Source organism: Mesorhizobium sp. M5C.F.Ca.IN.020.29.1.1 (assembly GCF_003997375.1).
Lineage (GTDB): Bacteria > Pseudomonadota > Alphaproteobacteria > Rhizobiales > Rhizobiaceae > Mesorhizobium > Mesorhizobium wenxiniae.
In genome coordinates this window covers 1-24,330 of the sequence record NZ_RZSW01000033.1, presented here as the reverse complement: position 1 = coordinate 24,330, position 24,330 = coordinate 1, and the positions used below count along the sequence as shown (strand labels likewise).

The window sequence follows — 24,330 nt, the reverse complement described above, 5'->3', positions numbered from 1 at the left end:
TGGCGTGGTCGCCGCCTCGACCGGCAATCACGGCCGGGCGCTGGCTCATGCGGCGAAGCTCGAAGGCATGCGCGCGACGATCTGCATGTCGCGACGGGTGCCGCAGAATAAGCTCGATGAAATCCGTCGGCTTGGCGCCGAGATCCGCATCGTCGGCAACAGCCAGGACGATGCGCAGCAGGAGGTCGACCGGCTGGTCGCGGAAGGGGGGCTGGTCATGCTGCCGCCCTTCGACCATCCTGGTATCATCGCCGGGCAAGGCACGCTCGGGCTGGAGATCATCGAGCAGGTTGCGGACGCCGCTTTGGTGCTGGTGCCGCTGTCCGGCGGCGGACTGGCAGCGGGTGTCGCCGCGGCCGTGAAGGGCGTCAGTCCGAGCACGAAGGTTATCGGCGTTTCGATGGCGCTGGGTGCCGCGATGAAGGCGAGCCTCAATGCCGGACATCCAGTTTTGGTCGAGGAACTGCCGACGCTGGCGGATTCGCTTGGCGGTGGCATCGGCCTCGACAACCGGCTGACCTTCTCGATGTGCCGCGACCTGCTCGACGACGTGATCCTGCTCGACGAGGGCGAGATCGCCGCCGGCATCCGCCATGCCTATGAACAGGAGCGCGAGATCGTCGAAGGCGCCGGCGCGGTCGGCATCGCCGCCGTGCTGTCCGGCAAAGTCAGGGCGAGCGGCCCCACGGTGCTCATTCTGTCGGGCCGCAACATCGACATGACGCTGCACAGGAAAGTCGTTTGCGGCGCAGCAATTGAGGAGAGCGCCGCATGAGCCGAATGACGATACTCACCGAAGTCGAATTGCGCGCGATCGTGAAGCTCGATCTCGATGCCGTCGCCTGCGTCGAGAATGCGTTCCGCGCGCTTGCCACCTTGCCGGTGGCGATGCCGCCGATCCTGCGGCTCGACATTCCCGAGCATCGCGGCGAGGTCGACGTCAAGACCGCCTATGTGCCTGGGATAGACGGTTTTGCCATCAAGATCAGTCCCGGCTTCTTCGACAATCCGAAGCTCGGCCTGCCCAGCGTCAACGGCATGATGGTGCTGCTGTCGTCAAAAACCGGGATGGTCGATGCGCTGCTGCTCGACAATGGTTATCTCACCGACATCCGCACAGCGGCGGCTGGAGCGGTCGCGGCTAAACACCTTTCGCGGCCGGACTCCTCGATCGCCGCGATCTTCGGCGCCGGCGTCCAGGCTGGACTGCAGCTCGAGGCGCTTATGCTGGTGCGGCCGATCGCCGAGGCCCGCATCTGGGCCAGGGACGCCGCCAAGGCCGAGGCTGCGGCGGATGCATTGCGCGAAAGACTAGGCATCGCCGTGCGCGCCGACCCCGACGCGGCAAATGCGGCCGCCGATGCCGACATCATCGTCACCACGACGCCGTCGACCGAGCCGCTGATCAAAGCCGGCTTCGTCTTGGCCGGCCAGCACATCACCGCCATGGGCTCGGACGCCGAGCACAAGAACGAGATCGCTCCGGCGATCCTGCGCATGGCCGATCTCTACGTCGCCGACAGCGCGAAACAGACGCGGCTGCTAGGCGAACTGCACCATGCCATCGCGGCGGGCGTGATGGCGGCCGATGCCGAAGTGACCGAACTCGGCCAGATCATCGCCGGCGAAAAGCACGGCCGGCGCTCAGCCAGCGACATCACCATCGCCGACTTGACCGGCACCGGCGTCCAGGACACGGCGATCGCCACGCTCGCCCGCGACCGTGCGCGGGCGGGGAATGCCGGGACTATTTTCGAAAGCTGATGCTGGCCGCAAGGCCCAACAAACGAGGACCAAGAACAATGCAGCCCAATCTCAAATTCTCGCGCGGAGAATATGCGGATCGCCTCGCCAAGACACGGAAGGCCATGGAGGCCAAGGGTGTCGATCTCCTTATTGTCAGCGATCCGTCCAATATGGCCTGGCTGACCGGCTATGACGGCTGGTCGTTCTACGTGCATCAGGCCGTCATCGTGCCGCCGTTGGGCGAACCGGTGTGGTACGGGCGCGGTCAGGACGCCAACGGCGCCAAGCGCACTGCGTATCTCGCGCACGACAATATCGTCGGCTATGCCGACCACTATGTGCAGTCGACCGAACGCCACCCGATGGATTTTCTCTCGCAGGTGCTGGCCGATCGCGGCTGGGGCAAGCTCAGCATCGGCGTCGAGATGGACAATTACTGGTTCTCGGCCGCCGCCTTTGCTTCGCTGCAAAAGCATCTGCCCAACGCCCGCTTCGTCGATGCCACGACACTCGTCAATTGGCAGCGTGCGGTGAAGAGCCCGACCGAAATCGACTATATGCGCAAGGCCGCCCGGATCGTCGAAGCGATGCACCAGCGTATCGTCGACAAGATCGAAGTCGGCATGCGCAAATGCGATCTGGTCGCCGAGATCTATGATGCCGGCACGCGCGGCGTCGACGGGATCGGTGGCGACTATCCAGCGATCGTACCGCTGCTGCCATCAGGCCCCGATGCGTCGGCGCCACATCTGACCTGGGACGACCGGCCGATGAAGTCGGGCGAGGGTACCTTCTTCGAGATTGCCGGCTGCTATAACCGCTATCACTGTCCGCTTTCCCGGACTGTGTTCCTTGGTAAACCCACGCAGGAATTCCTCGATGCCGAAAAGGCGACGCTGGAAGGTATGGAGGCCGGGCTTGCCGCGGCAAAGCCTGGCAACAGCTGCGAGGACATCGCCAGCGCCTTCTTCGCGGTGCTGAAGAAATACGGCATCGTCAAGGACAACCGCACCGGCTATCCGATCGGGCTTTCCTATCCGCCGGACTGGGGCGAGCGCACCATGAGCCTGCGCCCCGGCGACCGCACCGAGTTGAAGCCGGGCATGACCTTCCATTTCATGACCGGCCTGTGGCTGGAGACGATGGGGCTCGAGATCACCGAATCCATCCTGATCACTGAGACAGGGGTCGAGTGCCTGGCCAATGTGCCGCGCAAGCTGGTGGTGAAGAATTGAGCCCGATGTCCAGCCTTCGCCCCTCACCGATCACGCCGACCGTCGATTTCGACCGCGACGGCGTGCAGCACGGATTCCTGCGGCTGCCTTACAGCCGTGACGATTCAGCCTGGGGATCGGTGATGATCCCGATCTGCGTGATCCGCAACGGCAGCGGGCCGAGCGCATTGCTCACCGGCGGCAATCATGGCGACGAATATGAGGGGCCGCTGGCGCTCTACGATCTCGCCCGTACGCTCGATCCGAAGCACGTCAGCGGCACGGTGATCATCGTGCCGGCGATGAACTATCCGGCGTTCCGTGCCGGCACCCGCACCTCGCCGATCGATAAGGGCAATCTGAATCGCAGCTTTCCCGGCCGGCCCGACGGCACGGTGACCGAGAAAATCGCCGATTACTTCCAGCGCGAACTTTTGCCGCGCACCGATATCGCGCTCGACTTCCATTCCGGCGGCAAGACGCTCGACTTCGTGCCGTTCTGTGCCGCCCATATCCGGCCCGACGAAATGCTGGAGGCGAAGGGGTTCGCGGCGGTCGAAGCGTTCTCGGCGCCGTGGTCGATGAAGATGCTGGAGATCGATGCGGTCGGGATGTTCGACACTGCCGCCGAAGAGATGGGCAAGCTGTTCATCACCACGGAGCTTGGCGGCGGTGGCACCTCCCGCGCGGAAACGGTGCGGATCGCTCGTCGCGGCGTGCTCAATGTGCTGCGCCATTGCGGCATTGTCGCCGGTGCGGTCGAGATGCAGCCGACCCGCTGGCTAGACATGCCGTCGGGCGATTGCTTCTCGTTCGCCGAGGACGATGGGATGATCGAAACGTTGATCGATCTGAGCGAGCCTGTCGAAGAGGGCCAGGTCCTGGCGCGCATCCACTCCATCGGCCGCACCGGTGCCGCACCTCAAGAGATCAGGGCAAGAATGGGCGGCATGCTGGCCGCGCGGCATTTCCCCGGGCTGGTCAAGGCGGGCGACTGCACCGCAGTGGTCGCCGTGCTGGTCGATTGAAAGCAGCCGCAGGGGCTCGGCTCTTGGATTAAGGCAGCTTAATTTAATAGCGCCGCGTCGAGGGGCGCGCGGAAATTCCTCGAGCTCCGCTTTGGCAATGCCGGCGACTTCGGCGTCGCTGAGATAGCTACCGCCGGCGACTTCCTTGAGGAAGCCCAACAGCGCCTCGACCCGCGCATCCCTGACCGCCTTTTTGCAGCACGGCGAGATTGCCCCAGCCCCGGCCGGGGCACTACGCTCGTTGGCGGTCTGCGAAACTGCTTGCGACCGTGCTACTCGATAAGCAGCAAGCCGCGCTTTTTGTCGCCATCGCTGTCGATTGTGTTTATGGCTGAAAACAGGCGCTCACGCTCGATCAGCCAGGGCTTGTAGTCCTCGTTTACGTCGAGGACGAAGACCATGTCCTCGGCCTCCAGATATCCTCCGACTGGGGAAAAATGGCCAGCGCCGGCGCCGAAAATCTTCTCACGGGTGAAGTTGACGATGTAACGGCGGCCGGGATCGTTGGCCCGCTTCATGTGCTCGCGAAACGCATCAGCGCTCAGATTCCGAAGCACGGAAACCTTCCGCCTGGTGTTCGTTCGAGCGACCTCGGCAAGCTCGTCCAGCGTGAGCCCGATGACGCAAAAGCCTGTCCAGCACTTTCCGGTTCCGGCGAGGACTTCGGCTTCGGTTGTCTCCTCCTCGCCGATGGAGCGGAATGTGTTTGCGACACTTGCCGGGCCGCACCTTGATCCGTTTGATTGCCATGTGACGTCGGCATTGAAAGTGGCAGCCACGGGGAGCATCCAGGCGCTGTCAATCAATTCAGGGGTGCGGATAACCGATGACAGGATTGCATCTTGCGAGACTCTGGACTGGCCAGCAATCAAAAGTGCGCTGCCGCCCAGCAGGCCGACGACGGCGATCACAATCGCACCGAAAGCGAGACTGCGCTTCATTGCTGAACCTCGGAGGCAGCAACAGGACAATGAAGAAAAGGCACCGCAACGTCAATCAGCGCCGCACCCGGCCAATCAGCCATCCGGTGATCTCGCGGATCGCTCGGCGATCACAGGACCTTCTGCCGGAACTTCGAATGACAGCTTGAGCAATCCTGCAGGATAAGATGTAGGAGGTGCTCGGCGGGAGCCTTGGAAGGATCGGCTTCTGCCGCTGCCGGCCGCTTGCCAAGCAGGCTGCCGCCGCCCATCGCCGGGCCGGAACCCATCCTCATGTCGTCGGTGATACTGGCGGGCGCCCGCTCGGCCTTGGCCGCCAGTGTGCTCGCCAGCGTCCCGATGTGACGGGCCAGCGCCTCGAATTCCGAACGGGCCTGGTCGATTTCCAACCTGGCGCCCGAGGCGGACCCAATGTCGCGCTGGGAAATTCCGCAATGAGGGCAGGGCCGGTGCGGGTACGTAACGTCCCGGCCGCCGCCTTGAACGCCACAGCGTCATAGGCCAGCTTGCCATCGAACATCCCGGCGATCGTCTTTGCGGCAGCGGCCATCTCCTTCATCGAGGACTGGCGCGTCGCGACGATTGGGTCAGGTCCGGCCGCGGCCACCACCGCGGAGGCGCAGGCAAGCGACAGCATCACCGCGGCGGCGGTCCATTTCACTGAACCACGCCCTCTCCCGCCAATTCGTCGATGATCGGGCAGTCCGGCCTCTCGTCGCCGTGACAGTGCTCGACCAGATGATGCAGCAGGCCGCGCAATCCCACGAGTTCCGCGATCTTCCTGTCGATCTCCACCAGCTTGGCTTCGGCGATAGATTTGACGTCGGCGCTCTCGCGGTCCTTGTCTTGATAGAGCGACAGCAACTGGCGGCATTCGTCGACTGAAAAACCCAGGCTGCGCGAGCGCTGCAGAAACCGGAGGCGGTGGATGTCGGCTACCGAATAGTCGCGATAGCCGTTGTCTGTCCGGGCCGGGCGCAAAAGCCCGATGTCCTCGTAGTAGCGTATAGTCTTGGACGGCAGCCCGGATTTCTCGGATGCGATGCCAATGTTCATGATGAAAATCTCCGTTCGCAAGGAAAATAGACCTTCCAGCAGCTGGAAGGTCAACCGCCCGAGGGTGATTTTCACGCGCCGCAGCCGCAAACTTGAGCGGACGGAGACGTCACCCGCTCAAGGGCAGGAGACGCGGCGTCAAATGAGAGCACTGGGTCTTGGATGGTATCGATTGGGCAGGGACCTTCGCCCGGTGAAGGAGCGGGGTCGTTAGCGCGGATAGCTGCTAGGCCTGCGGACCCCATGTGGGTTCCAGAGCCGTCCCAAGTAACTACCTACTCACGCGTCGGATTTCGCTAAAGGCGAATCCTAACGTAGGCCAAGGAAGCTAAGTATCGCTATTACGATAACGATGGCCCCGACCAGCCAGATGATGTTGTTCATGACAGCTCTCCTTGTCTTTACCGCGACCCTTATGGCAGCTGGCCATTGTTCCCAAAATTGGGCTTCAAGCCGGCTGGGATCGGGGAAGCCCGCGCCTCTGGAAGAGCGCGGGCCAACCGGGGTCTGGCCCCGATCCAGCAGCCAATATCCAAGAGATATTCGCTGTCATCCTACAACTGTTAGTGTGCCCTAGTGTTCCATCGATCAGCAAAAAGGCCGTGCCCGGTGAGGGCCGGACGCAATGGCGCCTCGGCCCGAAGCGCGGGCTCCTGGTGGACGCCTCGGTAATGGAGCCTATGTTCCTAGTACCGGCGAACCGCAGCATCGCCCGGCAACCGCACATGCTGAACCTCGGGATGAAATCAAGTCTCAGAAACGTTCATCGAACAACACTCAAAACCTGATGTCCGACATCTGGTGCCGATGACCAAACAACCTCCGGCGGTGGCCCCAAATAGTGCACACGCCGAGGAGACAGAATATGCCGGCCAAAGCGTATATCAACCGGATCGCGACAGCGGTGCCGGAGCACGAGGTTCATCAATTCTATCTGCGTTTCGCGGCCTCCCTGCTTGCGGCCGATCGCCGAAGAATTTTTAAACGCATGGCTGACCTTGCCGGCATCGAGCACCGCTATTCCTGCTTTGCACCGGCCAGCGACCCCGAAGGACCGTCAGCAGACCTGGCCGGGAGGTTCATCCGGGGCGCCTTTCCTGGAACGGCCGAGAGAATGGCAATGTTCGGAGATGCCGCACCTGTTCTGGCGAAAAAAGGCGTCGAGGGATTAGAGCTTGGTGGCGGCGTTTCCGGCATCACCCACCTTATCGTTACCACCTGCACCGGTTTTTCAGCGCCGGGCATCGACCTGGAGCTGGTTGCGCGATGCGGCCTGCCGGAAAGGGTTGAACGCACGATGATCGGGTTCATGGGCTGCTACGCGGCGATCAATGGCCTCAAGCTTGCCCGCCACATCGTCCGCTCCGACCCGCAGGCGAGGGTCCTGCTGGTCAATATTGAACTTTGCACGATGCATCTGCGGGAATCCAGCGGGCTGGAAAAGCTGCTGTCGTTCTGCCTCTGGGGCGACGGCTGCGCGGCTGCGCTCGTCACCGCCGAGCCGCACGGCATCGAGCTCGAAAGCTTTTACTGTATCGTGGCGAACGAGCGGCGGGATCTGATGAGCTGGAGCATTCGCGACCACGGCTTCGAAATGGTCCTTTCCGGCCAGGTTCCAGCAGCGATCCATGAGGCGTTGCGGAGCAACCAAGATGCCATCCTCGGCGATCGGCCGACCGAGGCGATCGACCTCTGGGCCGTGCACCCGGGTGGACGTTCGGTTCTCGACGCCGTCGAAAGGGCCCTGAGGCTTGCACCCACCGCGCTGGAGCCATCGCGCGAGGTGTTGCGCCAGTACGGAAACATGTCGTCCGCGACCGTCATGTTCGTGATGAAAGAGATGTTGAAGGCGCCACCAGGCCAACTCGGCTGCGGCATGTCGTTCGGACCCGGGCTGACGGCCGAAACCATGCTTTTCCGAACGGTTTCATGAGCGGCCTGGAGCAGCGCCAGCTTGAGCCGGAAATCCTCGACGGACTTGCGGGCGACGATCCGCGAGCGCTTGCCGCGCGCCGCGACCTCCGTCGGATCAACGCGCTGATGTTTCAGGCGAGGATCATGGCGTCGCTGCTCCGGAAATTTGTGCCAAGGCCGCCACGCCGGATTCTGGAGATCGGCGCCGGCGATGGCTCCTTCATGCTGGCGATAGCGCGGCACATGGCCGGGCATTGGCCTAGGGTCCAACTGGTAATGCTCGACCGCGTCGACCTCATCACCGCGCAATTGCAAGGTGATTTTGACAGGCTGGGATGGACGGTCGAAGGTGTCACCGCCGATGTCTTCGACTGGGCGAGAAAGAATGAGGGCACGCGGTTCGACGCGATCACCGTCAATCTGTTTCTGCATCATTTCGACGATGCCGAGCTCGTGCGTCTGTTTTCGCTGATGGCGCCGAAAGCCCCGCTGCTGCTGGCGACAGAGCCGTTGCGAGCGAAACTGGCGTTGGCCGCGACGCGTCTTCTGCCGGCAATCGGCGCCAATGACGTGACCCGAAACGACGCGGCTCAAAGCGTGCGTGCCGGCTTTCGCGGCAGCGAGCTTTCCGGTCTCTGGCTCGCAGCAAACGGCAAACCGGTCGAGGAACGGCGCGCCGGCCTTTTTTCCCACATTTTTGTCGGCGCCAGCGCCGGTGATGACCTATGACGCGATTGTCGACCCATGACGCGATCATCATAGGCGCCGGCCCGGCGGGCACGTCCGCCGCGCTGACGCTGGCCCGTCGCGGATGGGCCGTGGCTATTGTGGAAAAGAGCGTGTTCCCGCGCCGCAAGGTCTGCGGCGAATACATGTCGGCAAGCAATCTTGCGCTTCTGGACCAGCTGGAAATCGGCGATGCCTGGCGTGCCAATGCCGGCCCCGAAATCCGCCGCGTCGGCTTCTTTTCCGGCGATGCGAGTGTCGAGGCACCCATGCCTCGTGCAAAAGATGGGCCTCGTGCAAACGATGAACCTTCTGCCAACCCTGGCTTCGGCCGGGCGCTCGGCCGGGATATTCTCGACTGTCTGCTTTTGCAGGCGGCGCGATCGGCCGGCGTCGAAATCTTTCAGCCTTGCCGCGCCGTCGCCATCGATCGGGATGGCGAGATGCAAATGGTGCGAATTCAAGCCGGGAGCGAAACGCCGATGTTGCGTGCGCCGGTGATTGTCGCCGCACACGGCTCCTGGGAACCAGGACCGCTGCCCAGCCAGCTCGGGAAGACCAACCGCCCTTCGGACCTGCTCGGCTTCAAGGCGCATTTCACCGGGTCGTCCCTAGCGCCTGATTTGATGCCTCTGCTGGTGTTTCCGGGGGGTTATGGCGGCATGGTTTCGGCGGATCATGGCCGGCTGTCGATTTCGTGCTGCATTCGCCGCGATATGCTCGCACGGTTGCGCAAACAGCCTGGCCCCAACCAGCAGAGCCATTTGTCGGCGGCCGATGCGGTCTCCCGTCATCTGATGGAATCGTGCCGGGGTGTCAGGGATGCCCTGGAGTCAGCTCACCCCGATGGTTCGTGGCTTGCCGCAGGTCCGATCCGGCCGGGAATTCGCTCCTGCTACGAACGGGACATCTTCCGCGTCGGCAATGCAGCCGGAGAGTCTCATCCCGTTATCGCCGAGGGCATCTCGATGGCGCTTCAGTCCGGCTGGCTGCTGGCCTGCGAACTCGCATGCGCGCCAGACGGCTGGGCAGGGCGCGAGGCTGCCGGCAGACGCTATGAGGCGGCCTGGAAAAAACTATTTTCGACGCGGGTCTACGCCGCTGCAGCGATTGCTGGAATTGCCCTCCGCCCCGGTAACGCCCCCTTGATGGCGGCAATTATCCGGAAATTTCCGCAGGCACTGACATTGGGCGCGCAATTAAGCGGCAAGACAAAGCCGGTTCCCGGCTTTGTCTAACAAGTGGTGCGGCGCATCATGCGCAAATGAGCGCTAGCTCCGTCACTTGGGGCAATTCTCCATGTCCGAAGTTGCAGTGCCACTGGCGGAGTTTGTATTCGCATCGGCGCCTGCCATATCCTTACACCGGTCACCCATGCCGTCGGGGCCTGTGGTTGTCGAACCGGTTACGTTTGGATCGGCAGGAGTTGCGTTATCGGTGCCGGGAGCCATAGTGCCAGTGCCAGTGCCTGTCCCGGTGCCCGCTCCCGGATCGCTGGTGCCGGATCCTGTGCCGGTTGATTGCGCCATCGCCGAAGTGGCAAGGGCGATGCTGAGTACGGTTGCAGAAAGAATTTTCTTCATGATCGGTCTCCATTCGAGTTGCCTCGCTGATTGCGATGATTATCCAACGAGCGTTTTTTGGAGTTGTTCCACCAGACAGAAATTGTGATTGAGCCGATTACAATCCAAGCAGCAATGCTGGTGAAGCAGCGAACGAACGCCATCTTTTTCGGTTTCGATGGAACAAGATCCGCCAGCCACGGTTGGAAGCACAGTCGTTCTACAGCGACTGGAAAGCCGTTCGCACGGCATTCGGACAAGGCCCTGCGCTTCCTCCCCGCGGGGCCTTTGCTGTTGCTGCAGGAACTTTCAAGGAGCCTGGAGCACACCCGGAACGGGCCGGCTAGCTGCGCCATTGAATGCTGTCGTTCACGGCTCGTCGATATCTTGCTTCGAGGGGTTGCGCGAGATGGCGCGTTCCTCTTCGTCGTCCGGCAACGCCTCGTCACTTTCCTGGTACGGATTGTCGTCGTCTTCCTCGGGCAGTTCAGCCTCCTTCTCGAGGTCGTACCGGATGTCGCCGTTTCCTGGCACGCTGTCTGGCATAATTTCGCCGCCTTTAATCGCGTCCCAGTCCTGCTGTTCGATTGTCGGGCCTTCGGATGAATCGTCGGGTTTTCTGCGCGGTGCCATCAGAGCTCTCCTATGCATTGGTTGCTGATATGCCTAACTCCGCGGACCGCTGCGTAGTTCCTCGACCGAACCGGCGGACCGCCTTACGGCGTTAGGCGGGTTGCGCAATGCCGCCCGGCAAGCCACTAGGAACTTGCTTGACCTCTAATATAAGGGCAAACTTGGAAACGGGTGGGGGGAAAACGGCTCAAAAACAATCGGGAGGAAAGCCATGAACAGCATGAGCCTCACCACGCTTGAACGCGGCAAGACGACAGTCGATGCCGCGGCCCTGGACGCGCTTTCGGCGCAATTGCGCGGCACCGTGCTGAGGGAAGGCGACGCCGCATATGACGAGGCACGCAGCATCTGGAATGCCATGATCGACCGGCGGCCAGGGATGATCGTGCGCTGCGCCGGTGCCGCCGACGTTATCGCCGCCGTGAATTTTGCCAGGGAAAACAGGCTGCTCGTCGCGGTTCGCGGCGGCGGCCACAACATCGCCGGCAGCGCCGTCTGCGACGGCGGCCTAATGATCGATCTGTCGCCGATGAAGTCGGTGCGGGTCGATCCGGCGACGCGGCGGGCATGGGTGGAACCTGGCGCGACGCTCGCCGACGTCGACGCGGAAACACAGGCCTTCGAACTGGCGGTGCCGACCGGGATCAACTCGACGACGGGCATTTCAGGCCTGACGCTGGGCGGCGGCTTCGGCTGGATCACGCGGAAATTCGGCCTGACCATCGACAATCTTCTCTGCGCCGATGTGGTTACCGCCGACGGCAAGCTGCTGCGCGCCAGCCAGACCGAAAATCCGGACCTGTTCTGGGCGCTGCGCGGCGGCGGCGGCAATTTCGGCGTCGTCACGGCTTTCGAGTTCAAGCTCCATCAAGTCGGTCCGCAGGTGCTGTCGGGGCTTGTCGTTCACCCCTTTGCCGATGCCCAAAACGTGTTGCGGGAGTACCGAGCGGCGCTCGAAGCAGCGCCCAATGAGCTGACCTGCTGGGTGGTCATGCGGCAGGCGCCGCCGCTGCCGTTCCTGCCGGCCGAATGGCATGGCAAGGAGGTGCTGGTCCTGGCCATGTGCTATTGCGGCGACCTTCAGGAGGGCGAGAAAGCGACGCAAAGGCTTCGCGCCATCGGCACACCGATTGCCGATGTTGTCGCCCCTAACCCGTTCACCGGCTGGGAGCAGGCATTCGATCCATTGCTGGCGCCCGGCGCCCGAAACTACTGGAAGAGCCACGACTTCACCGAGCTCTCCGACAGCGCGATCGAGGTTATCACGGCCGCGATACCCAAGCTTCCGGGGCCTGAATGCGAGATATTCTTCGCCCATGTCGGCGGTGCCGCGGGCCGCGTGACAGCGGATGCAACTGCGTTTCCGCAACGCAGCGCGCATTTCGTCATGAATGTCCACGCTCGCTGGCGCGAACCGCAAATGGACCGCGCCTGCATCGACTGGGCGCGCGGTGTTTACGAGGCGGCTTCGCCCTATGCCGCCGGCACGGCCTATGTGAACTTCATGCCCGAGGACGAGGTCGACCGGGTCGAAGCAGCCTATGGCGGCAACTATCGGCGACTTCTAGAGATCAAGCAGCGTTATGACCCGCTGAACCTGTTCCGCATGAACCAGAATTTGCGCCCGGCGGAAGACCTGCGCGCCGCATAGCGTATGCAATGACAAGGCCCGCGTCTCATACGGAGAACGCGGGCCTCGTTGCGCGCAGACGATCACGGGTGATGCGACGCTTTTTATCCCGAAACAGCCCTCAGCTGACGCCCGCCCTGGCAAGGTCTAGTCCTTTCGGTTTCTTGACTCGGTTGGCAAAAACGGGCAGCAAAGCCTTATACGGAGGACATTTCCACCATTTTCATAGTCGTGGAGGGAGCTTTTTCGATATCGACCTTCGCCCAATCGGCGATCGGTAGAGGGATTGGTTAACCAAGTTTGTCCATCTTTTAAATCAATCGGCAACAGACGCGAAGCGTGCAGGGGGCACTAGGCGACTGTGATTGTGACGGCTGCGAGCCCCGCATGCCGCAAGGCCGATTGAGGTTGGTTGTATGGCGTTTGTGCGTTTGAAAAGCCGGGGTGATAATCCTGATACTGGATTGACTTCGATGAGGCCCGGCCTGCGCTGGGTCGCGATTCCCGTTGTTGGCGTTGCGATCGCTCTGTGGTCGGTGGCGACCATGGCCGGCCTCCATTCGATGGGAACCTCGCTCACCGCTGCCTCCAACAGTCTTCCGCAAAGCCTGCTCGCGCCGCGAACCATCGCGCTCGCCGATCCCCGGCGCTCTCTTGCCAATTCATGGGCCAGTTCGTGGGCGCCGTCACTGGCAAGCCGACAGCGTCAGGCGTCCCTGATCAGCCGATGCGATGCCGGTTGCGCGCAGGCTGCCGCGAGCTTCGTGCATGAAGGCAAGTTGGCGCGTCTAAAGCCGTTAGCGAAGCCGAATACCGTGTCGATTGTTGCGGAAATCTCGCCGCAAGCGCGCTTCGACAGCGTGGTGGCGAAAGCCGCACTGTCGCCGCAAAAGCTTGCTGCTGCCTTTGGCCGAGCCGCTTCCCAAGTATCTGGCGCGGCCGCCCCTTTTGCGGTCACCAGCCTGCCAACGGGCGCGCGCTTTGCTGAGCCGGTGCGCCTGCCCGATCAGAATGGTCCCGCACCCGTGCGCTTCGGATCCGAGGTTGCGGAAATCGAACGATCCTCCCGCCTGGCTCTGGCGCTTGCAAACGCATTGCCGGAAGAGATGATCGACGTTTTGCCAGAGGAGGCGACGGCCGACCCTGCTGCGCCGGAGGGCGAGGTGCAGATGGCCTCGCTGCCGCCGCAGGACGAGATGCCCGACAGTGTCCCCTTGCCGACCTTCCGCCCGCGGGCGGAAATCGATCAGTCAGACGAGGCGCCCGGGGTCGAGGCACCCAGGGCCAAAGCGCCCAAAGTTCAGGCATCGAAGCCCGCCAAGGCGCAGTCTCAGCCATCCAAAGCCAACAAGGTCCGGACCGCCGACGCTCCGAAGGTCGACACGCCCCGGGCGCCAGCCTTGTCACCGAGGAACTCGTCGTCTGCGGCCGTGCCGGGCATGCAAGCCAACCAGGGCAGCCCGGGCATGCAAAGCAGCCCGGGCAAGCCGGCCAAGCGGTCGAAGGCCCAGGCCGCAGACATGCTGGCCTATGCCAAGCCCGACAGCCCGGCGGGCGGTGGGGTCTTCCGCAACCTGTTCAACAAGCCCAGCATGGGCAGCGGCGTCGCCGTCTACGACATCTCGGCGAAAACCGTCTATATGCCGGACGGTTCGCGGCTCGAGGCGCATTCGGGACGGGGCTCGATGGCCGACCAGCCGCGCTACGCCAACCTGAAGAATGTCGGCCCGACACCGCCCCACACCTACGATTTGAGGCTGCGCGAATCGCGCTTCCATGGGGTGGAGGCGCTGCGTCTCATTCCGGTCGATGGCAAGAACAAATACGGCCGCGACGGCTTTCTTGCCCATACCTACCTGCTGCGCGGCGGCCGCGCGGAATCGAGCGGCTGCGTCGCTTTCAAGGACTATGCCCGTTTCCTCGACGCCTTCAAGAAAGGCAAGATCAAACGCCTCGTCGTGCGCGGCTAACCAGGTCGCTGATGCAGTCGGAAAGGCACGGCGCGTAGACCAGCAGCGGCGCAGAATGAAAGCCGCTCTGTAGCGATCCTTCGCGCCCCCCTCTGTCCTGCCGGACATCTCCCCCACAAGTGGGGAGATCGGCAGTTTCGACGCTCCGCTCGTTCCTGCAACGTTGGCTATTTGCGAAAGCCGGTGTGACATCCAATCTCCCCCAGGTGGGGAGATGTCCGGCAGGACAGAGGGGGCGCTGTCCCGCCAGGACCGCTGGCTTTGCCACGTGGACTTTCCCCGCCTGATTTCCACCCAATTGTCAGCAACCGACCTCGAAAGCGTTTTCAATCCCGGCCAGGGATACTATGACTGGATGTACCGGGGCGGCGGCTTCAACCAACCAAGAGGATGTCATGACTATACGCGCTGTCGTTTGGGGCGAGAATATCCATGAGCGGACCAATGAGGTGGTCGCGGGGATCTACCCCGAGGGCATGCACGCAGCAATCGCCAACGCGCTGAAGCTCGACCCCGGCGTTTCCGTGTCGTGGGCGACGCTCGAGCAACCGGAGCATGGCCTGCCGGCCGACCGTTTGGCGCAAACCGATGTCCTGCTGTGGTGGGGACACAAGGATCATGGCGCCGTCGACGACGAAGTCGTCGAGCGCGTGGCGCGCCGCGTCTGGGGAGGCATGGGGCTGATCATCCTTCATTCCGGCCATTTCTCCAAGATATTCAAGAAACTGATGGGCACGCCCTGCACGCTGAAATGGCGCGAGGCTGGCGAGCGCGAGCGGCTCTGGGTGACGAGCCCCAACCATCCGATCGCTGCCGGGATCGGCGAGTATTTCGAGCTCGAAAACGAGGAGATGTATGGCGAGCAGTTCGCCGTGCCGGAGCCGCTGGAAACGGTTTTCATCTCCTGGTTCCAGGGCGGCGAAGTGTTCCGGTCGGGGCTGACCTATCGCCGTGGCGCCGGCAATATCTTCTATTTCAGGCCCGGCCACGAGACCTATCCGACCTATCACGACGCCACCGTCCAGAAGGTGCTGCGCAACGCCGTGAAATGGGCGCACAACCCGCAGGGCGCAAATCCGACCATCCTCGACGCGCCGAACGTGCCGGTGGAAAAGGCGCTCGAGCCGATCGTCGAGCGCGGCGGGAAACTCCATGCTGCGGGCGAAGCCGGCTATCGCTAGCCCGAACCTCGGTTCGGAAAATCCATAGTCGAACAAGAAGATAAAGCCTCATCCTAAGGATAAGATTCATGCGCCTCCTGATACTCGGCACCGGCTGGATGGCGGAAGAGCACGCCAGGCAGTTCAGCAAGATCGAGGGCGTCGAACTGATCGGCGCTGTCGATCTCGACCGCGCGCGTGTCGACAAGTTTTCGGACAGCTACGGTATCCCCAACCGGTTCGCGTCACTGGAAGACGCGCTCGCATGGGACAAGTTCGACGCGGTGGCGAACGTGACGCCAGATCGCATCCACCATCCGACCACCATGATGCTGATCGCGGCGGGCAAGCCGGTGCTGTGCGAAAAACCGCTGGCCGAAAATTACCAGAGGGCCAATGACATGGCCGATGCCGCCGGGCAAGCCGGCATCATCAACATGGTCAACCTGACCTATCGCAACGTCGCCCCGCTGCAGAAGGCGCGCACCATGGTGCTGGCCGGCGAGATCGGCCGGGTGAGGCATGTCGAGGCGTCCTATCTGCAGAGCTGGCTGGTTTCCAAATTCTGGGGCGACTGGCGCACGGATCCGAAATGGCTCTGGCGGCTGTCGCGCGGCCATGGTTCCAATGGCGTGCTGGGAGATGTCGGCATCCACATACTCGATTTCGCCAGCTATGGCGCGGCGCTCGACATCGACCATGTGTTCTGCCGCCTCAGGTCCTTCGACAAGGCGCCGGGCAACCGGATCGGCGAGTACGAGCTGGACGCCAATGACAGCTTCACCATGGCGCTGGATTTCAGCAATGGCGCCTTCGGCATCGTTCATGCCAGCCGCTGGGCAACCGGCCACCTCAACGAATTGCGGCTGCGCATCTATGGCGACAAGGGCGGCATCGAAGTCGTGCACAATCTGAATGGCTCGGAGCTGAAAGTGTGCATGGGCGAGGACATCGAGATCGCCAAATGGCAGGTTCTCGATGCCGGATCGGTGCCGACCAACTACCAGCGCTTTGTCGATGCAGTGCGCAACGGTGTTCAGGCGGAGCCGTCGTTCCGTCATGCGGCCGAATTGCAGAAGGTGCTCGACCTCGCCGTCGTCTCCAACGAGAAGAGGGCTGAGCTGAGAGCCCATGCGGATACACAATAAGCTTGGGTTCCTCGCCCAGCGCGGCCCGCCGGTCGCAATCGTTCCGTCCGGTAGTCCTAACCGTCCGCCAGCCCGGTCTGTCGCTATCCCGGTGAGCGGCTTTCGCCGAGAGATGGTCCCCGCCGCGCTTCCTGTCTTTCTATCACCACAGCCGACCTATCACCACAGCCGGCGCTGCCAGTGGGTCGCGGTCCGCACTGAGCCTCTGGCGACGTTCGGCTGAAGACGCCGGCCACTGCAGGCTGACGTTTAGGTCAAATCCAATTACCCTGAACGTTCGACCCTAAGCGTTCACGAGCCACCGGCCAACTCATGCCCTGTTTCGGAAGTCGGCTCGCCCTGCAGGCGTTCAAGCTTGCATTTGCAGACGACAGCTGGTCGTCACCCGATGGATCGGACCAGGCGGGCCGCGCTAGCGCGATGCGCGTCCACTTGGAAAGTACGCTCTAGCACTTTTGAATCTGTGCATCGTGCTTTCCGAAAATCGATTCCGATTTTCGGGCCGATGCGCTAGGGCTCAAGGAAGTCCAGGGCCTTTTCCACGAAGCCGCCGTGATACTGGAAAATGGCCGTATGCCCGCCGTCCTCGTACAGGACCAACTCGGCATTGGGAAAGCGCCGTGCCATGTCGACGGAATTGCTGGTGGGCACCATTCTGTCGTGATCGCCATTCACCACGAGGACCGGGTGCCGGATACGCGACAGGTCGGCAGGGCGCTCAAGGCCAAAGGCACGGACCGCCTTGAGCTGCTGGTTGAAGGCGCCGAGCGCGATGGGCTTGTCGCGGTCATTGGTCCGTTCCTTCAATCGCTGCAGAAACTCGCGCGCCGCCTTCTTGCCGTTGGGGCTTTGGGTGAAGAAGAGGTAGTTCTTTGGGTCCTTGATGGTTAGCGCGGCGCGGATCATGTCGAAGATGGTGACGAACGTCACCCTGTCGATGCCGGTACCCCGGCCGGGCCGGTTCCCGCGAGGATGATCTTGCGAACCAGATCTGGCTCCAGCTGAACAATCGCCTGGGCGATGAAGCCGCCAAGAGATAGGCCGAGCAGATCGACCTGCTGGAAACCGAGGGCCCGGATGAAGGCGACCGCGTCGCGGGCCATCGCCTCCACCGTATTGGGAGTGGAGCCGCTTGATGCGCCAACACCACGGTTATCGAAGGTGATAACTCGCCGTTCGACGACCCGGGGATCCCAATTGTCGAGAACCGCACTCAGATGGGTAAGAAAGATCACCGGTATCCCAGTTGTGGGCCCGAGCTCCCGGTAGGCGAATTTCGTACCGCCGACGTCGACCGTTTTCGTCGGCACGTCCCTGTGTTTGATGATCGCGGCAGGTCGCGATAGCTGATGCACATTCATGATGGTTCCCTTTCTGCTGGGCTGTCGTTCTCGCGGGGCTGGAGCAGCGCCTTCGCCGCTATTTCGCCAGCCTCAAGAATGCGATCGGACAGTTCGGTTCCGTTCACCGCGCGGGACAGCTCAAGCGTGCCGATCAGGGTCGCGAAGACACCGAATGCGACAGCCTCGGGGTCGCGGGCGGGCGAAGCTGAAGAAAGGACAGAAGGTCTTCATTCAAGCCGGCTCCGGCGGAGTGGGGACACGCCGGCTAACGCGGCTTCCCAATCCCCGGAATGCCGCCGATCCGCTCGGCGAGAAAGTCGACCAGCAGCCGGACCCGGGCAATGCCCGCGCGTTCGGGAAGGATCAGCATGCTCAGCGGTATGGGAGGCGGGGTGTAGTCTGGCAGGATCACTTCCAGCCGGCCGGCGGCGAGGAGATCGTCGACAAGCCAGTGATGGGCAGGTGCGATGCCGCGCCCGGCGACGAGCGCTTCGCGCGCGGCAAGCCCGTGGTCGACCCGAAATCGGCCGCCAAAAGGAACCGCGTGGCGTTCACCGCCCGGCCCCTGCAGGGCGAGCGTGTCGCTTCCTGCGATGTTCGACATCCGGATGCCTTCATGGTCAGGCAGGTCCTGCGGGACAGCCGGTCTGCCCCGCGCCGCCAGATAGGCCGGCGACGCCACCAGCAGACGCCGGGACTGGCCGAGCGCCCGCAGTTTCATCGAGCTGTCGGTGAGCGGACCGAGGCGAAGCGCGATGTCGACGCCCTCCCGCACAAGGTCGATGCGCTCGTCGGTGAGGCTGAGATCGACCCCGATGTCGGGATAGCGGTCCTGAAAGGCGAAGATCAGGCGGCTGATGTGCAAGACCCCGAGCGCCGCCGTGCAGGATATCCGGATCGTGCCGGCCGACGCGCCGCGGGTGCCCCGTGCCTCATCGCCGGCCTGCTCGACGAGGCGCAGGATCTGGACGGCGTCGGCATAGTATCGGCTGCCTTCATCGGTCATCGTGACACGCCGGGTGGTCCTGCTGAGCAAGGGCACGCCGACGGCGTCTTCGAGCTCGCGCAGATGCCGTGTGACCGTCGACTGCCCAACTCCGAGTTCGCGCGCCACCGCCGAGAGGCTGCCGCGCTCGGCGACGCGAACGAAGGTGCGCATGCGCTCGAGCGTCACGTCAGACCTATCCATTATTCGGCATAATCTTATGCATTACTCAGATATAGCGGATCATCCCGGGGCTAGCTACCTTAGCGTCGATCGTCCTTCCTTCGGAGTTGACCCATGAAAGTCCTGCTTGTTTTTGCTCATCCTGAACCGCGTTCGCTCAACGGTGCACTGCGTGACGTCGCCATCAGGGAACTCGAGGCCCAGGGCCACGAGGTGCTGATATCGGACCTCTATGCCGATGGCTGGAAATCCGAGGTGGACCGTGCCGACTTTCCGTCGTGGCCGCCCGAAGAACGCCTCCTGCCGGCTGCGGCATCCAAAAAAGCTTTTGCGACCAACACTCTGACCGGTGACGTTAAAGCGGAAATCGACAAGCTGCTGTGGGCCGACACGCTGATCCTCCAGTTCCCGCTGTGGTGGTACGCCATGCCGGCGATCCTCAAGGGCTGGGTCGACCGGGTGTACGCCTACGGCTTCGCCTATGGTGTCGGCGAGCATAGCGACAAGCGGTGGGGTGATCGCTTTGGTGAGGGAACGCTCGCCGGCAAGCGCGCTATGCTGATCGTGACCACCGGCGGCTGGGAAGAGCATTACTCGGCCCGCGGCGTCAACGGCCCGATCGACGACTTGCTGTTCCCGATCAATCACGGGATCCTTTACTATCCAGGCTACGACGTGCTTCCGCCGTTCGTGGTCTACAGAGTGGATCGTTTTGGGGAGGCCGACTTCGAGCCTGTCGCGGATCGGCTGCGCGAAAGGATGCGGACGCTCGAGACAATCCGGCCCATTCCCTATCGGCAGCAGAATGGCGGGGACTACCACATCCCGAGCATGCAGCTCCGCCCCGAACTGGGCGATCCGGGCGCCGCGGGTTTCGCGCTTCACGAGGATCGCACCGGCGCCAAGTCGGCGACGCCGCGTTCGACTTTGCGGGACGTGGCCTGACGCAGGATCCCGAAAAGATCCTGGTCAGGCAAGGCGCCCGAAACCTGTGGGATGAATCAGCGACCGGCCCGGAAGATCGCGACGGCAGCAGCCGTCAGTGCGGCATTGCCTGATGCCGTAGCGCCGTCCGGAAGCTCTTTGCCGTCTTCCAGCCCGACACGCGTCGACCAGTTGCGCTCCGCCGCCCGGTGCACGAATGGCCAGACTGTCGCGTTTTCGCCATGCAGCAGGATCGCCCGTCGCATCTCGGCGCGGTCAAGCACGGCCGCGATGCCGTCGCTGACTTCCCATGCCGCGTCCAGCGCCTGCTCCGAGATCTCGATCAGGATGCGCAGCACCTGGCTGCCACGGTCGAGCCGGACCAGGCGCTCGGCATCAGCGACGGAGGCGAGCCCGGCCTCGATGCCGATGCCGCGCTGCCGCAGGCTTTGCATGACCTCGGGCGCGGCCTTCTCGCTCAGATTGACCGAGGCATAGTCGGGCAGCTCGCTCCAGCTGGCGATCGCGGCAAGCGTCCGCTCGTCGTCGTTCTCGATCCAGGCACCGGTGGAGACACCGATCAGCGTTCCCGGGCAGGCGCGGCGGAGGGCAAGGATGGTGCGGTCGATCGCCTCAGTAGCGAGGCTTTCCCGGCCGTCGAGCCCGCGCGCATGGACATGCAGCTCGGCGGCACCGGCAGCGACGCAGGCCGCGCCGTCACGCGCCATGGCTCCGGGGTCAAGCGGCAGTTGCGGATGAAAATCGGCGCTGCGCGCGCCATTGATGCAGGTCTGGACAATCATGGGTCAGCCCGGTTGAGTTCCTGCAAGTTTAGCGCATGATCGCGAAGATCGGAATCGGCGTTCGGAGCAAGGCCACGGAAGGGTCGCCGACGCTTGCCGGCCTGGTCGGCCCTTTACCTGGAAAACTCGCTGCGCACGATGCCATGGCGCTGAAGCTTATCGTAGAACGTCTTACGCGGAATCCCCAGCGCTTCGATCGTGCGCCTGACGTCGCCCTCGTTGCGGCCAAGCGTCTCGCGGATGATGTCGGCCTCGTAGCGCTCCAGCCGCTCCGGCAGCTTCATGTCGGCATCCGGCCGGGCTGGGCCAGGAGGAAGCGCTCCAGCGTCTTCTTCCAATCCAAGCACAAACCGCTCGGCGAAATGCGCGAGCTCGCGCACATTGCCCGGCCAGTCATGCTCCCTGAGATGGCGGTGCACCGAGGCCGACACCGCCGGCACCGGACGCCGAAAGCGGGCGGCGGCGCGCTCGGCGAAATAGAAGAACAGCAGGGCGACGTCGTCGCGGCGCTCGCGCAGCGGCGGAATGGAGATCGTCACCACGTTGAGCCGGTAGTAGAGATCCTCGCGGAACGTGCCGCGCTGGCGCGGATCGCCGAGATCGACCTTGGCGGCCGCAACCACGCGCAGGTCGACGGGCCGCAACTCGTTGGTGCCGAGCGGCGTGACCTCGCGCATCTCCAGCACGCGCAGCATCTGCACCTGTGTCGAGACCGGCATGCTTTCGATCTCGTCGAGGAACAGCGTGCCGCCGCTGGCGTGCTCGATGCGGCCGATCCGCTTCTTCTGCGCGCCGGTGAAGGCGCCGGTCTCATGGCCGAACAACTCGCTCTCGATGACCGTCTCCGGCAGAGTGCCGCAATTCAGCGCAACGAAATTGCCCCTGGCGCGGCGGCTCCAGCGATGCAAGAGGCTTGCCACCACCTCCTTGCCGGAGCCGGTCTCGCCGGTCACCAGCACGTCGACGTCGGTGTCGGCGATCTGGCGCAGCGTGCGGCGCAGCCTTTCCATCGCCGACGTCTGGCCGATCAGCGGCAGGCCGTCCTGCGCTTCTCCGGCCGCTTCGCGCAAGGCGCGGTTTTCCATCACTAGGCGGCGCTTTTCCGCCGCGCGGCGCACGCTCTGCACCAGCCTGTCGGCGGCGAAGGGCTTTGTGATGAAGTCGTAGGCGCCGTCCTTGATCGCCTTGACCGCCATGGCAATGTCGCCATGCCCGGTGACCAGGATGACCGGAATGTCCGCGTCCAGCCGCAGGACGCGGTCGAAAAGCAGCAGGCCGTCGATCTCAGGCATGCGGATATCCGAGACCACGACGCCGGCAAAACCGGCGTCGAGCGTCGCCAGCGCCTCGGCCGCCACCGAAAAAGCCGATACCGAGAAGCCGGCAAGCTCCAGCGTCTGCGCAGTGGCCTTCAGGAGATCGCTATCGTCATCGATCAGGATGACCGGCGCGGCGTCATCGTTCGTCATTTCTGCCTTGGCCATTACGCTGCTTTTGCAAGATGGATGGTGAAGCGGGTGCCGCTGTTGTCGCTCGAAACCTCGATGCGTCCGCCGTAATCGGCGACGATGTCCTTCGAGATGACGAGACCAAGGCCGAGGCCTTTTTCCTTCGATGTGTTGAACGGCGTGAACAGCGATTTGAGGATTGCGGGCGGAATGCCCGAGCCGTTGTCGGACACGCCGACCGCGACCCCATCCGTCGTGTCTTCGACCGAGACCTGCACTCTGGCATCGTCGCGGCCGTCCAGCGCTTCCAGCGCGTTCTGGAAGATGTTGATCAGCACCTGTTCGAGCCGGACTTGGTTGCCCATGACCTTGAGGGAAGGCGGCGGCAGGTCGATGGCCAGCGCTTCGAGCCGGCCGGCAAAGCGGCTTCTCAACAGCACCACGGCGCCCTCGATGACGCCGCGCAGTTCGACAGGCTCGGCGGCGGTGCGGCCCTTGCGGGCAAAGGCCTTCAACTCCTCGGTGATAGTGCCGATGCGTTCGGTCAGCGCTGCGATGGCGCCGAGATTTTCCTCGACCGGCGAAGTCTGCTTGCGGTCGAGGAAGACGCGGGCGTTGTCGGCATAGGCGCGTATAGTGGCGACCGGCTGGTTGATCTCGTGGGCGACGCCGGCGGCGACCTGGCCGAGGATGGCGAGGCGGTTGGCCTGGACCAGATCTTGCTGCACCACCTGCAGCTTGGCTTCCGTGCTGCGATGGCCTGATATCTCGGCCTGCAGCCGATCGCGGGCGCGGCTCAGATCCTCGGTCCGTTCGATCACGCGACGTTCGAGCTCGGTGCGCGCCGCCTGTTCGGCGGCGATCCGCATTTGCCCCGACTGCCGCCGCCACAACAGATACGCAGCAAGGCCGAGCAACGGGACAATGACGCCGAGTGCAAGGAGCCGCATTTCACGGACCGCGGCGGCGATCGGCGCTTCGGCCGGGACGAGATAGTCGAGCCGCCACGGAGTCGAAGGGACCGGCGTAGAAAGCCTGAGATATTCCGCGTCGTTGCCGCCGGGCGTCACCGCATTGATGATCGACACGTCCGGGCTGAGCGCCTGCGGGCGCGTGATCGGCAATGGCATCAGCGGTGCGTCGCCGAACTGCTGGCTGTTCTGAATGGCGGCAAGATCAGGCCCGGCAAGCGGCCCGGTCGTCATGAAGCGCCAGGACGGCACGCTGGTGATCAGGACGACGCCATTCTCGTCGCTGACATAGGCCGGGCGGTTCGCCTCGTGCCAGTCGGCCTCGAGCTGGTCGAACTCCGCCTTGACGACAACGACGCCGAGCGGTGCGGCATCATCGCCGACGCGGCGCGAGATGTAGAGACCGGGGCGTTTGCTGACATTGCCGAGCGCGAAATATTCGGCAGTTCCGGCCCGCATCGCGCCGGAGAAATAGTCGCGAAATCGGTAGTCGTTGCCGACGAAGCTGATCGGCTCGCGCCAGTTGCTGGAGGCGATCGCCAGCCCGTCGGTGCCGATGACATAGAGCACCGAAGCCTTGGTGCCGGAGACCAGCCCTTCAAGCTTGCGGTTCAGCACATCGACCGCAGCAGCACTTTTCTGTGCCAGCGCGTCGCGCACCTGCTGGTCCTCCGACAAAAGCAGGGGCAGGGCGCGCGGGCTCTCCAGCACGGCGCGCAGCAGCGCGACCTTCAGATTGGCGTCGGTGCGGCCTTGCGCCGCCAGTGCCCCAACCTCCGTGGTGCGGCCATAAAGGCCTGCGCCGTAAAGTGCGGCCGTGGCGATCGCAAGGACGATGGCCGCAAACAGCAGCCAGGCACGGCGCGCTCGCCTGCCGAGTTGCTCGGGCGTCGACGGTTGGGGCGTTGAAAACGGGGCAGCGGCGGGGCGTTGCAGCATTAGCCA

23 protein-coding genes are annotated in these 24,330 nt (G+C 63.4%); 12 read left to right on the top strand and 11 right to left on the bottom strand.

The genetic code is table 11. The features are described from left to right. From eutB to doeB, 4 genes are all read left to right on the top strand, one after another. Positions 1 to 775: hydroxyectoine utilization dehydratase EutB (gene eutB / locus EOA85_RS05100; RefSeq protein ID WP_127208596.1), on the top strand; the 775-nt coding region annotated here is incomplete at its 5' end. Beyond that, positions 772 to 1,764, top strand: coding sequence for an ectoine utilization protein EutC (gene eutC, locus EOA85_RS05095; protein WP_127208595.1), 993 nt, complete (start codon positions 772 to 774; stop codon positions 1,762 to 1,764). The genes eutB and eutC, both read left to right, overlap by 4 nt. A 38-nt stretch (positions 1,765 to 1,802) precedes the next feature. Further along, complete coding sequence (gene doeA, locus EOA85_RS05090; protein WP_127208594.1) at positions 1,803 to 2,981, top strand: ectoine hydrolase DoeA; 1,179 nt, start codon at positions 1,803 to 1,805, stop codon at positions 2,979 to 2,981. Positions 2,982 to 2,986: 5 nt separating this feature from the next. After that, positions 2,987 to 3,988, top strand: a complete 1,002-nt coding sequence (gene doeB / locus EOA85_RS05085; protein ID WP_127208593.1) for a N(2)-acetyl-L-2,4-diaminobutanoate deacetylase DoeB — start codon at positions 2,987 to 2,989, stop codon at positions 3,986 to 3,988. A gap of 272 nt (positions 3,989 to 4,260) precedes the next feature. On the opposite strand, the gene EOA85_RS05075 is transcribed toward doeB, so the two are convergent. From EOA85_RS05075 to cueR, 3 genes are all read right to left on the bottom strand, one after another. After that, entirely contained in the window at positions 4,261 to 4,929 is a 669-nt protein-coding gene (locus tag EOA85_RS05075) for a phytochelatin synthase family protein (RefSeq protein WP_127208592.1), read from the bottom strand. Between the two features lie 110 nt (positions 4,930 to 5,039). Further along, positions 5,040 to 5,318 carry a hypothetical protein gene (locus EOA85_RS38665; protein WP_245485615.1) on the bottom strand — a complete coding sequence of 93 codons (279 nt, stop codon included), beginning with the start codon at positions 5,316 to 5,318 and terminating at the stop codon, positions 5,040 to 5,042. Between the two features lie 268 nt (positions 5,319 to 5,586). After that, a complete protein-coding gene (gene cueR, locus EOA85_RS05065; protein ID WP_029350608.1) occupies positions 5,587 to 5,985 on the bottom strand; it encodes a Cu(I)-responsive transcriptional regulator in 399 nt (132 codons plus the stop codon). Positions 5,986 to 6,850: 865 nt separating this feature from the next. Here cueR and EOA85_RS05060 point away from each other — a divergent pair. The 3 genes from EOA85_RS05060 to EOA85_RS05050 are packed head-to-tail and all read left to right on the top strand — an operon-like array spanning position 6,851 to position 9,863. After that, on the top strand, positions 6,851 to 7,918 hold the full coding sequence (locus tag EOA85_RS05060; protein WP_127208591.1) for a type III polyketide synthase: 1,068 nt from the start codon (positions 6,851 to 6,853) through the stop codon (positions 7,916 to 7,918). Beyond that, a complete protein-coding gene (locus tag EOA85_RS05055) occupies positions 7,915 to 8,628 on the top strand; it encodes a methyltransferase domain-containing protein (protein ID WP_127208590.1) in 714 nt (237 codons plus the stop codon). Before EOA85_RS05060 ends, EOA85_RS05055 begins: the two co-directional genes overlap by 4 nt. Next, the gene (locus tag EOA85_RS05050; RefSeq protein WP_127208589.1) at positions 8,625 to 9,863 is read left to right on the top strand and encodes an NAD(P)/FAD-dependent oxidoreductase; all 1,239 of its coding nucleotides are present in this window, start codon (positions 8,625 to 8,627) and stop codon (positions 9,861 to 9,863) included. The genes EOA85_RS05055 and EOA85_RS05050 overlap by 4 nt, the downstream gene beginning before the upstream one ends. A 42-nt stretch (positions 9,864 to 9,905) precedes the next feature. Here the strand turns inward: EOA85_RS05050 and EOA85_RS37295 are convergent, their stop codons facing one another. Together EOA85_RS37295 and EOA85_RS05040 are read right to left on the bottom strand one after the other, a co-directional pair. Next, complete coding sequence (locus tag EOA85_RS37295) at positions 9,906 to 10,208, bottom strand: hypothetical protein (RefSeq protein WP_164759494.1); 303 nt, start codon at positions 10,206 to 10,208, stop codon at positions 9,906 to 9,908. A 348-nt stretch (positions 10,209 to 10,556) separates the two neighbouring features. Further along, positions 10,557 to 10,820, bottom strand: coding sequence for a hypothetical protein (locus tag EOA85_RS05040; RefSeq protein ID WP_203546906.1), 264 nt, complete (start codon positions 10,818 to 10,820; stop codon positions 10,557 to 10,559). A 211-nt stretch (positions 10,821 to 11,031) separates the two neighbouring features. Here EOA85_RS05040 and EOA85_RS05035 point away from each other — a divergent pair, with 211 nt between their 5' ends. The 4 genes from EOA85_RS05035 (at position 11,032) to EOA85_RS05015 (ending at position 16,728) form a co-directional block, all read left to right on the top strand. Next, positions 11,032 to 12,471: an FAD-binding oxidoreductase gene (locus EOA85_RS05035; protein WP_095518795.1), complete on the top strand. Its 1,440-nt coding sequence runs from the start codon at positions 11,032 to 11,034 to the stop codon at positions 12,469 to 12,471. 452 nt (positions 12,472 to 12,923) lie between these two features. Then, positions 12,924 to 14,420, top strand: a complete 1,497-nt coding sequence (locus EOA85_RS05030) for a tlde1 domain-containing protein (protein ID WP_127208587.1) — start codon at positions 12,924 to 12,926, stop codon at positions 14,418 to 14,420. A 395-nt stretch (positions 14,421 to 14,815) separates the two neighbouring features. Further along, a complete protein-coding gene (locus EOA85_RS05020; RefSeq protein ID WP_127208586.1) occupies positions 14,816 to 15,601 on the top strand; it encodes a ThuA domain-containing protein in 786 nt (261 codons plus the stop codon). A gap of 68 nt (positions 15,602 to 15,669) precedes the next feature. Then, positions 15,670 to 16,728, top strand: a complete 1,059-nt coding sequence (locus EOA85_RS05015; protein ID WP_127208585.1) for a Gfo/Idh/MocA family oxidoreductase — start codon at positions 15,670 to 15,672, stop codon at positions 16,726 to 16,728. 510 nt (positions 16,729 to 17,238) lie between these two features. Here EOA85_RS05015 and EOA85_RS40070 read toward each other — a convergent pair. The 3 genes from EOA85_RS40070 to EOA85_RS05005 all read right to left on the bottom strand — a co-directional run bounded on the left by EOA85_RS40070 (position 17,239) and on the right by EOA85_RS05005 (position 19,260). After that, complete coding sequence (locus EOA85_RS40070; RefSeq protein ID WP_348627881.1) at positions 17,239 to 17,634, bottom strand: alpha/beta hydrolase; 396 nt, start codon at positions 17,632 to 17,634, stop codon at positions 17,239 to 17,241. A gap of 20 nt (positions 17,635 to 17,654) precedes the next feature. Next, on the bottom strand, positions 17,655 to 18,089 hold the full coding sequence (locus EOA85_RS40065; RefSeq protein ID WP_348627880.1) for an alpha/beta hydrolase: 435 nt from the start codon (positions 18,087 to 18,089) through the stop codon (positions 17,655 to 17,657). Between the two features lie 247 nt (positions 18,090 to 18,336). Beyond that, positions 18,337 to 19,260 (bottom strand): LysR family transcriptional regulator, encoded by a 924-nt coding sequence (locus EOA85_RS05005; RefSeq protein WP_095518777.1) that lies wholly within the window; start codon positions 19,258 to 19,260, stop codon positions 18,337 to 18,339. Between the two features lie 93 nt (positions 19,261 to 19,353). On the opposite strand from EOA85_RS05005, the gene EOA85_RS05000 reads away from it, so the two are divergent. Then, the gene (locus tag EOA85_RS05000) at positions 19,354 to 20,184 is read left to right on the top strand and encodes an NAD(P)H-dependent oxidoreductase (RefSeq protein WP_065006671.1); all 831 of its coding nucleotides are present in this window, start codon (positions 19,354 to 19,356) and stop codon (positions 20,182 to 20,184) included. A gap of 56 nt (positions 20,185 to 20,240) precedes the next feature. Here EOA85_RS05000 and EOA85_RS04995 read toward each other — a convergent pair whose 3' ends face one another. From EOA85_RS04995 to EOA85_RS04985, 3 genes are all read right to left on the bottom strand, one after another. Next, entirely contained in the window at positions 20,241 to 20,966 is a 726-nt protein-coding gene (locus EOA85_RS04995) for a 3-keto-5-aminohexanoate cleavage protein (RefSeq protein WP_127208584.1), read from the bottom strand. Positions 20,967 to 21,079: 113 nt separating this feature from the next. Then, a complete protein-coding gene (locus EOA85_RS04990; protein ID WP_127208583.1) occupies positions 21,080 to 22,435 on the bottom strand; it encodes a sigma-54 dependent transcriptional regulator in 1,356 nt (451 codons plus the stop codon). Positions 22,436 to 22,449: 14 nt separating this feature from the next. Beyond that, entirely contained in the window at positions 22,450 to 24,324 is a 1,875-nt protein-coding gene (locus EOA85_RS04985) for a sensor histidine kinase (protein WP_127208597.1), read from the bottom strand. Positions 24,325 to 24,330: the final 6 nt, after the last annotated feature.

Coding starts and splice junctions, on each gene's coding strand:
- eutC (WP_127208595.1), top strand. CDS start 772: ATGAGCCGAATGACGATACTCACCGAAGTCGAATTGCGCGCGATCGTG.
- doeA (WP_127208594.1), top strand. CDS start 1,803: ATGCAGCCCAATCTCAAATTCTCGCGCGGAGAATATGCGGATCGCCTC.
- doeB (WP_127208593.1), top strand. CDS start 2,987: ATGTCCAGCCTTCGCCCCTCACCGATCACGCCGACCGTCGATTTCGAC.
- EOA85_RS05075 (WP_127208592.1), bottom strand. CDS start 4,929: ATGAAGCGCAGTCTCGCTTTCGGTGCGATTGTGATCGCCGTCGTCGGC.
- cueR (WP_029350608.1), bottom strand. CDS start 5,985: ATGAACATTGGCATCGCATCCGAGAAATCCGGGCTGCCGTCCAAGACT.
- EOA85_RS05060 (WP_127208591.1), top strand. CDS start 6,851: ATGCCGGCCAAAGCGTATATCAACCGGATCGCGACAGCGGTGCCGGAG.
- EOA85_RS05055 (WP_127208590.1), top strand. CDS start 7,915: ATGAGCGGCCTGGAGCAGCGCCAGCTTGAGCCGGAAATCCTCGACGGA.
- EOA85_RS05050 (WP_127208589.1), top strand. CDS start 8,625: ATGACGCGATTGTCGACCCATGACGCGATCATCATAGGCGCCGGCCCG.
- EOA85_RS37295 (WP_164759494.1), bottom strand. CDS start 10,208: ATGAAGAAAATTCTTTCTGCAACCGTACTCAGCATCGCCCTTGCCACT.
- EOA85_RS05040 (WP_203546906.1), bottom strand. CDS start 10,820: ATGGCACCGCGCAGAAAACCCGACGATTCATCCGAAGGCCCGACAATC.
- EOA85_RS05035 (WP_095518795.1), top strand. CDS start 11,032: ATGAACAGCATGAGCCTCACCACGCTTGAACGCGGCAAGACGACAGTC.
- EOA85_RS05030 (WP_127208587.1), top strand. CDS start 12,924: ATGAGGCCCGGCCTGCGCTGGGTCGCGATTCCCGTTGTTGGCGTTGCG.
- EOA85_RS05020 (WP_127208586.1), top strand. CDS start 14,816: ATGACTATACGCGCTGTCGTTTGGGGCGAGAATATCCATGAGCGGACC.
- EOA85_RS05015 (WP_127208585.1), top strand. CDS start 15,670: ATGCGCCTCCTGATACTCGGCACCGGCTGGATGGCGGAAGAGCACGCC.
- EOA85_RS40070 (WP_348627881.1), bottom strand. CDS start 17,634: ATGATCCGCGCCGCGCTAACCATCAAGGACCCAAAGAACTACCTCTTC.
- EOA85_RS40065 (WP_348627880.1), bottom strand. CDS start 18,089: ATGAATGTGCATCAGCTATCGCGACCTGCCGCGATCATCAAACACAGG.
- EOA85_RS05005 (WP_095518777.1), bottom strand. CDS start 19,260: ATGGATAGGTCTGACGTGACGCTCGAGCGCATGCGCACCTTCGTTCGC.
- EOA85_RS05000 (WP_065006671.1), top strand. CDS start 19,354: ATGAAAGTCCTGCTTGTTTTTGCTCATCCTGAACCGCGTTCGCTCAAC.
- EOA85_RS04995 (WP_127208584.1), bottom strand. CDS start 20,966: ATGATTGTCCAGACCTGCATCAATGGCGCGCGCAGCGCCGATTTTCAT.
- EOA85_RS04990 (WP_127208583.1), bottom strand. CDS start 22,435: ATGACGAACGATGACGCCGCGCCGGTCATCCTGATCGATGACGATAGC.
- EOA85_RS04985 (WP_127208597.1), bottom strand. CDS start 24,324: ATGCTGCAACGCCCCGCCGCTGCCCCGTTTTCAACGCCCCAACCGTCG.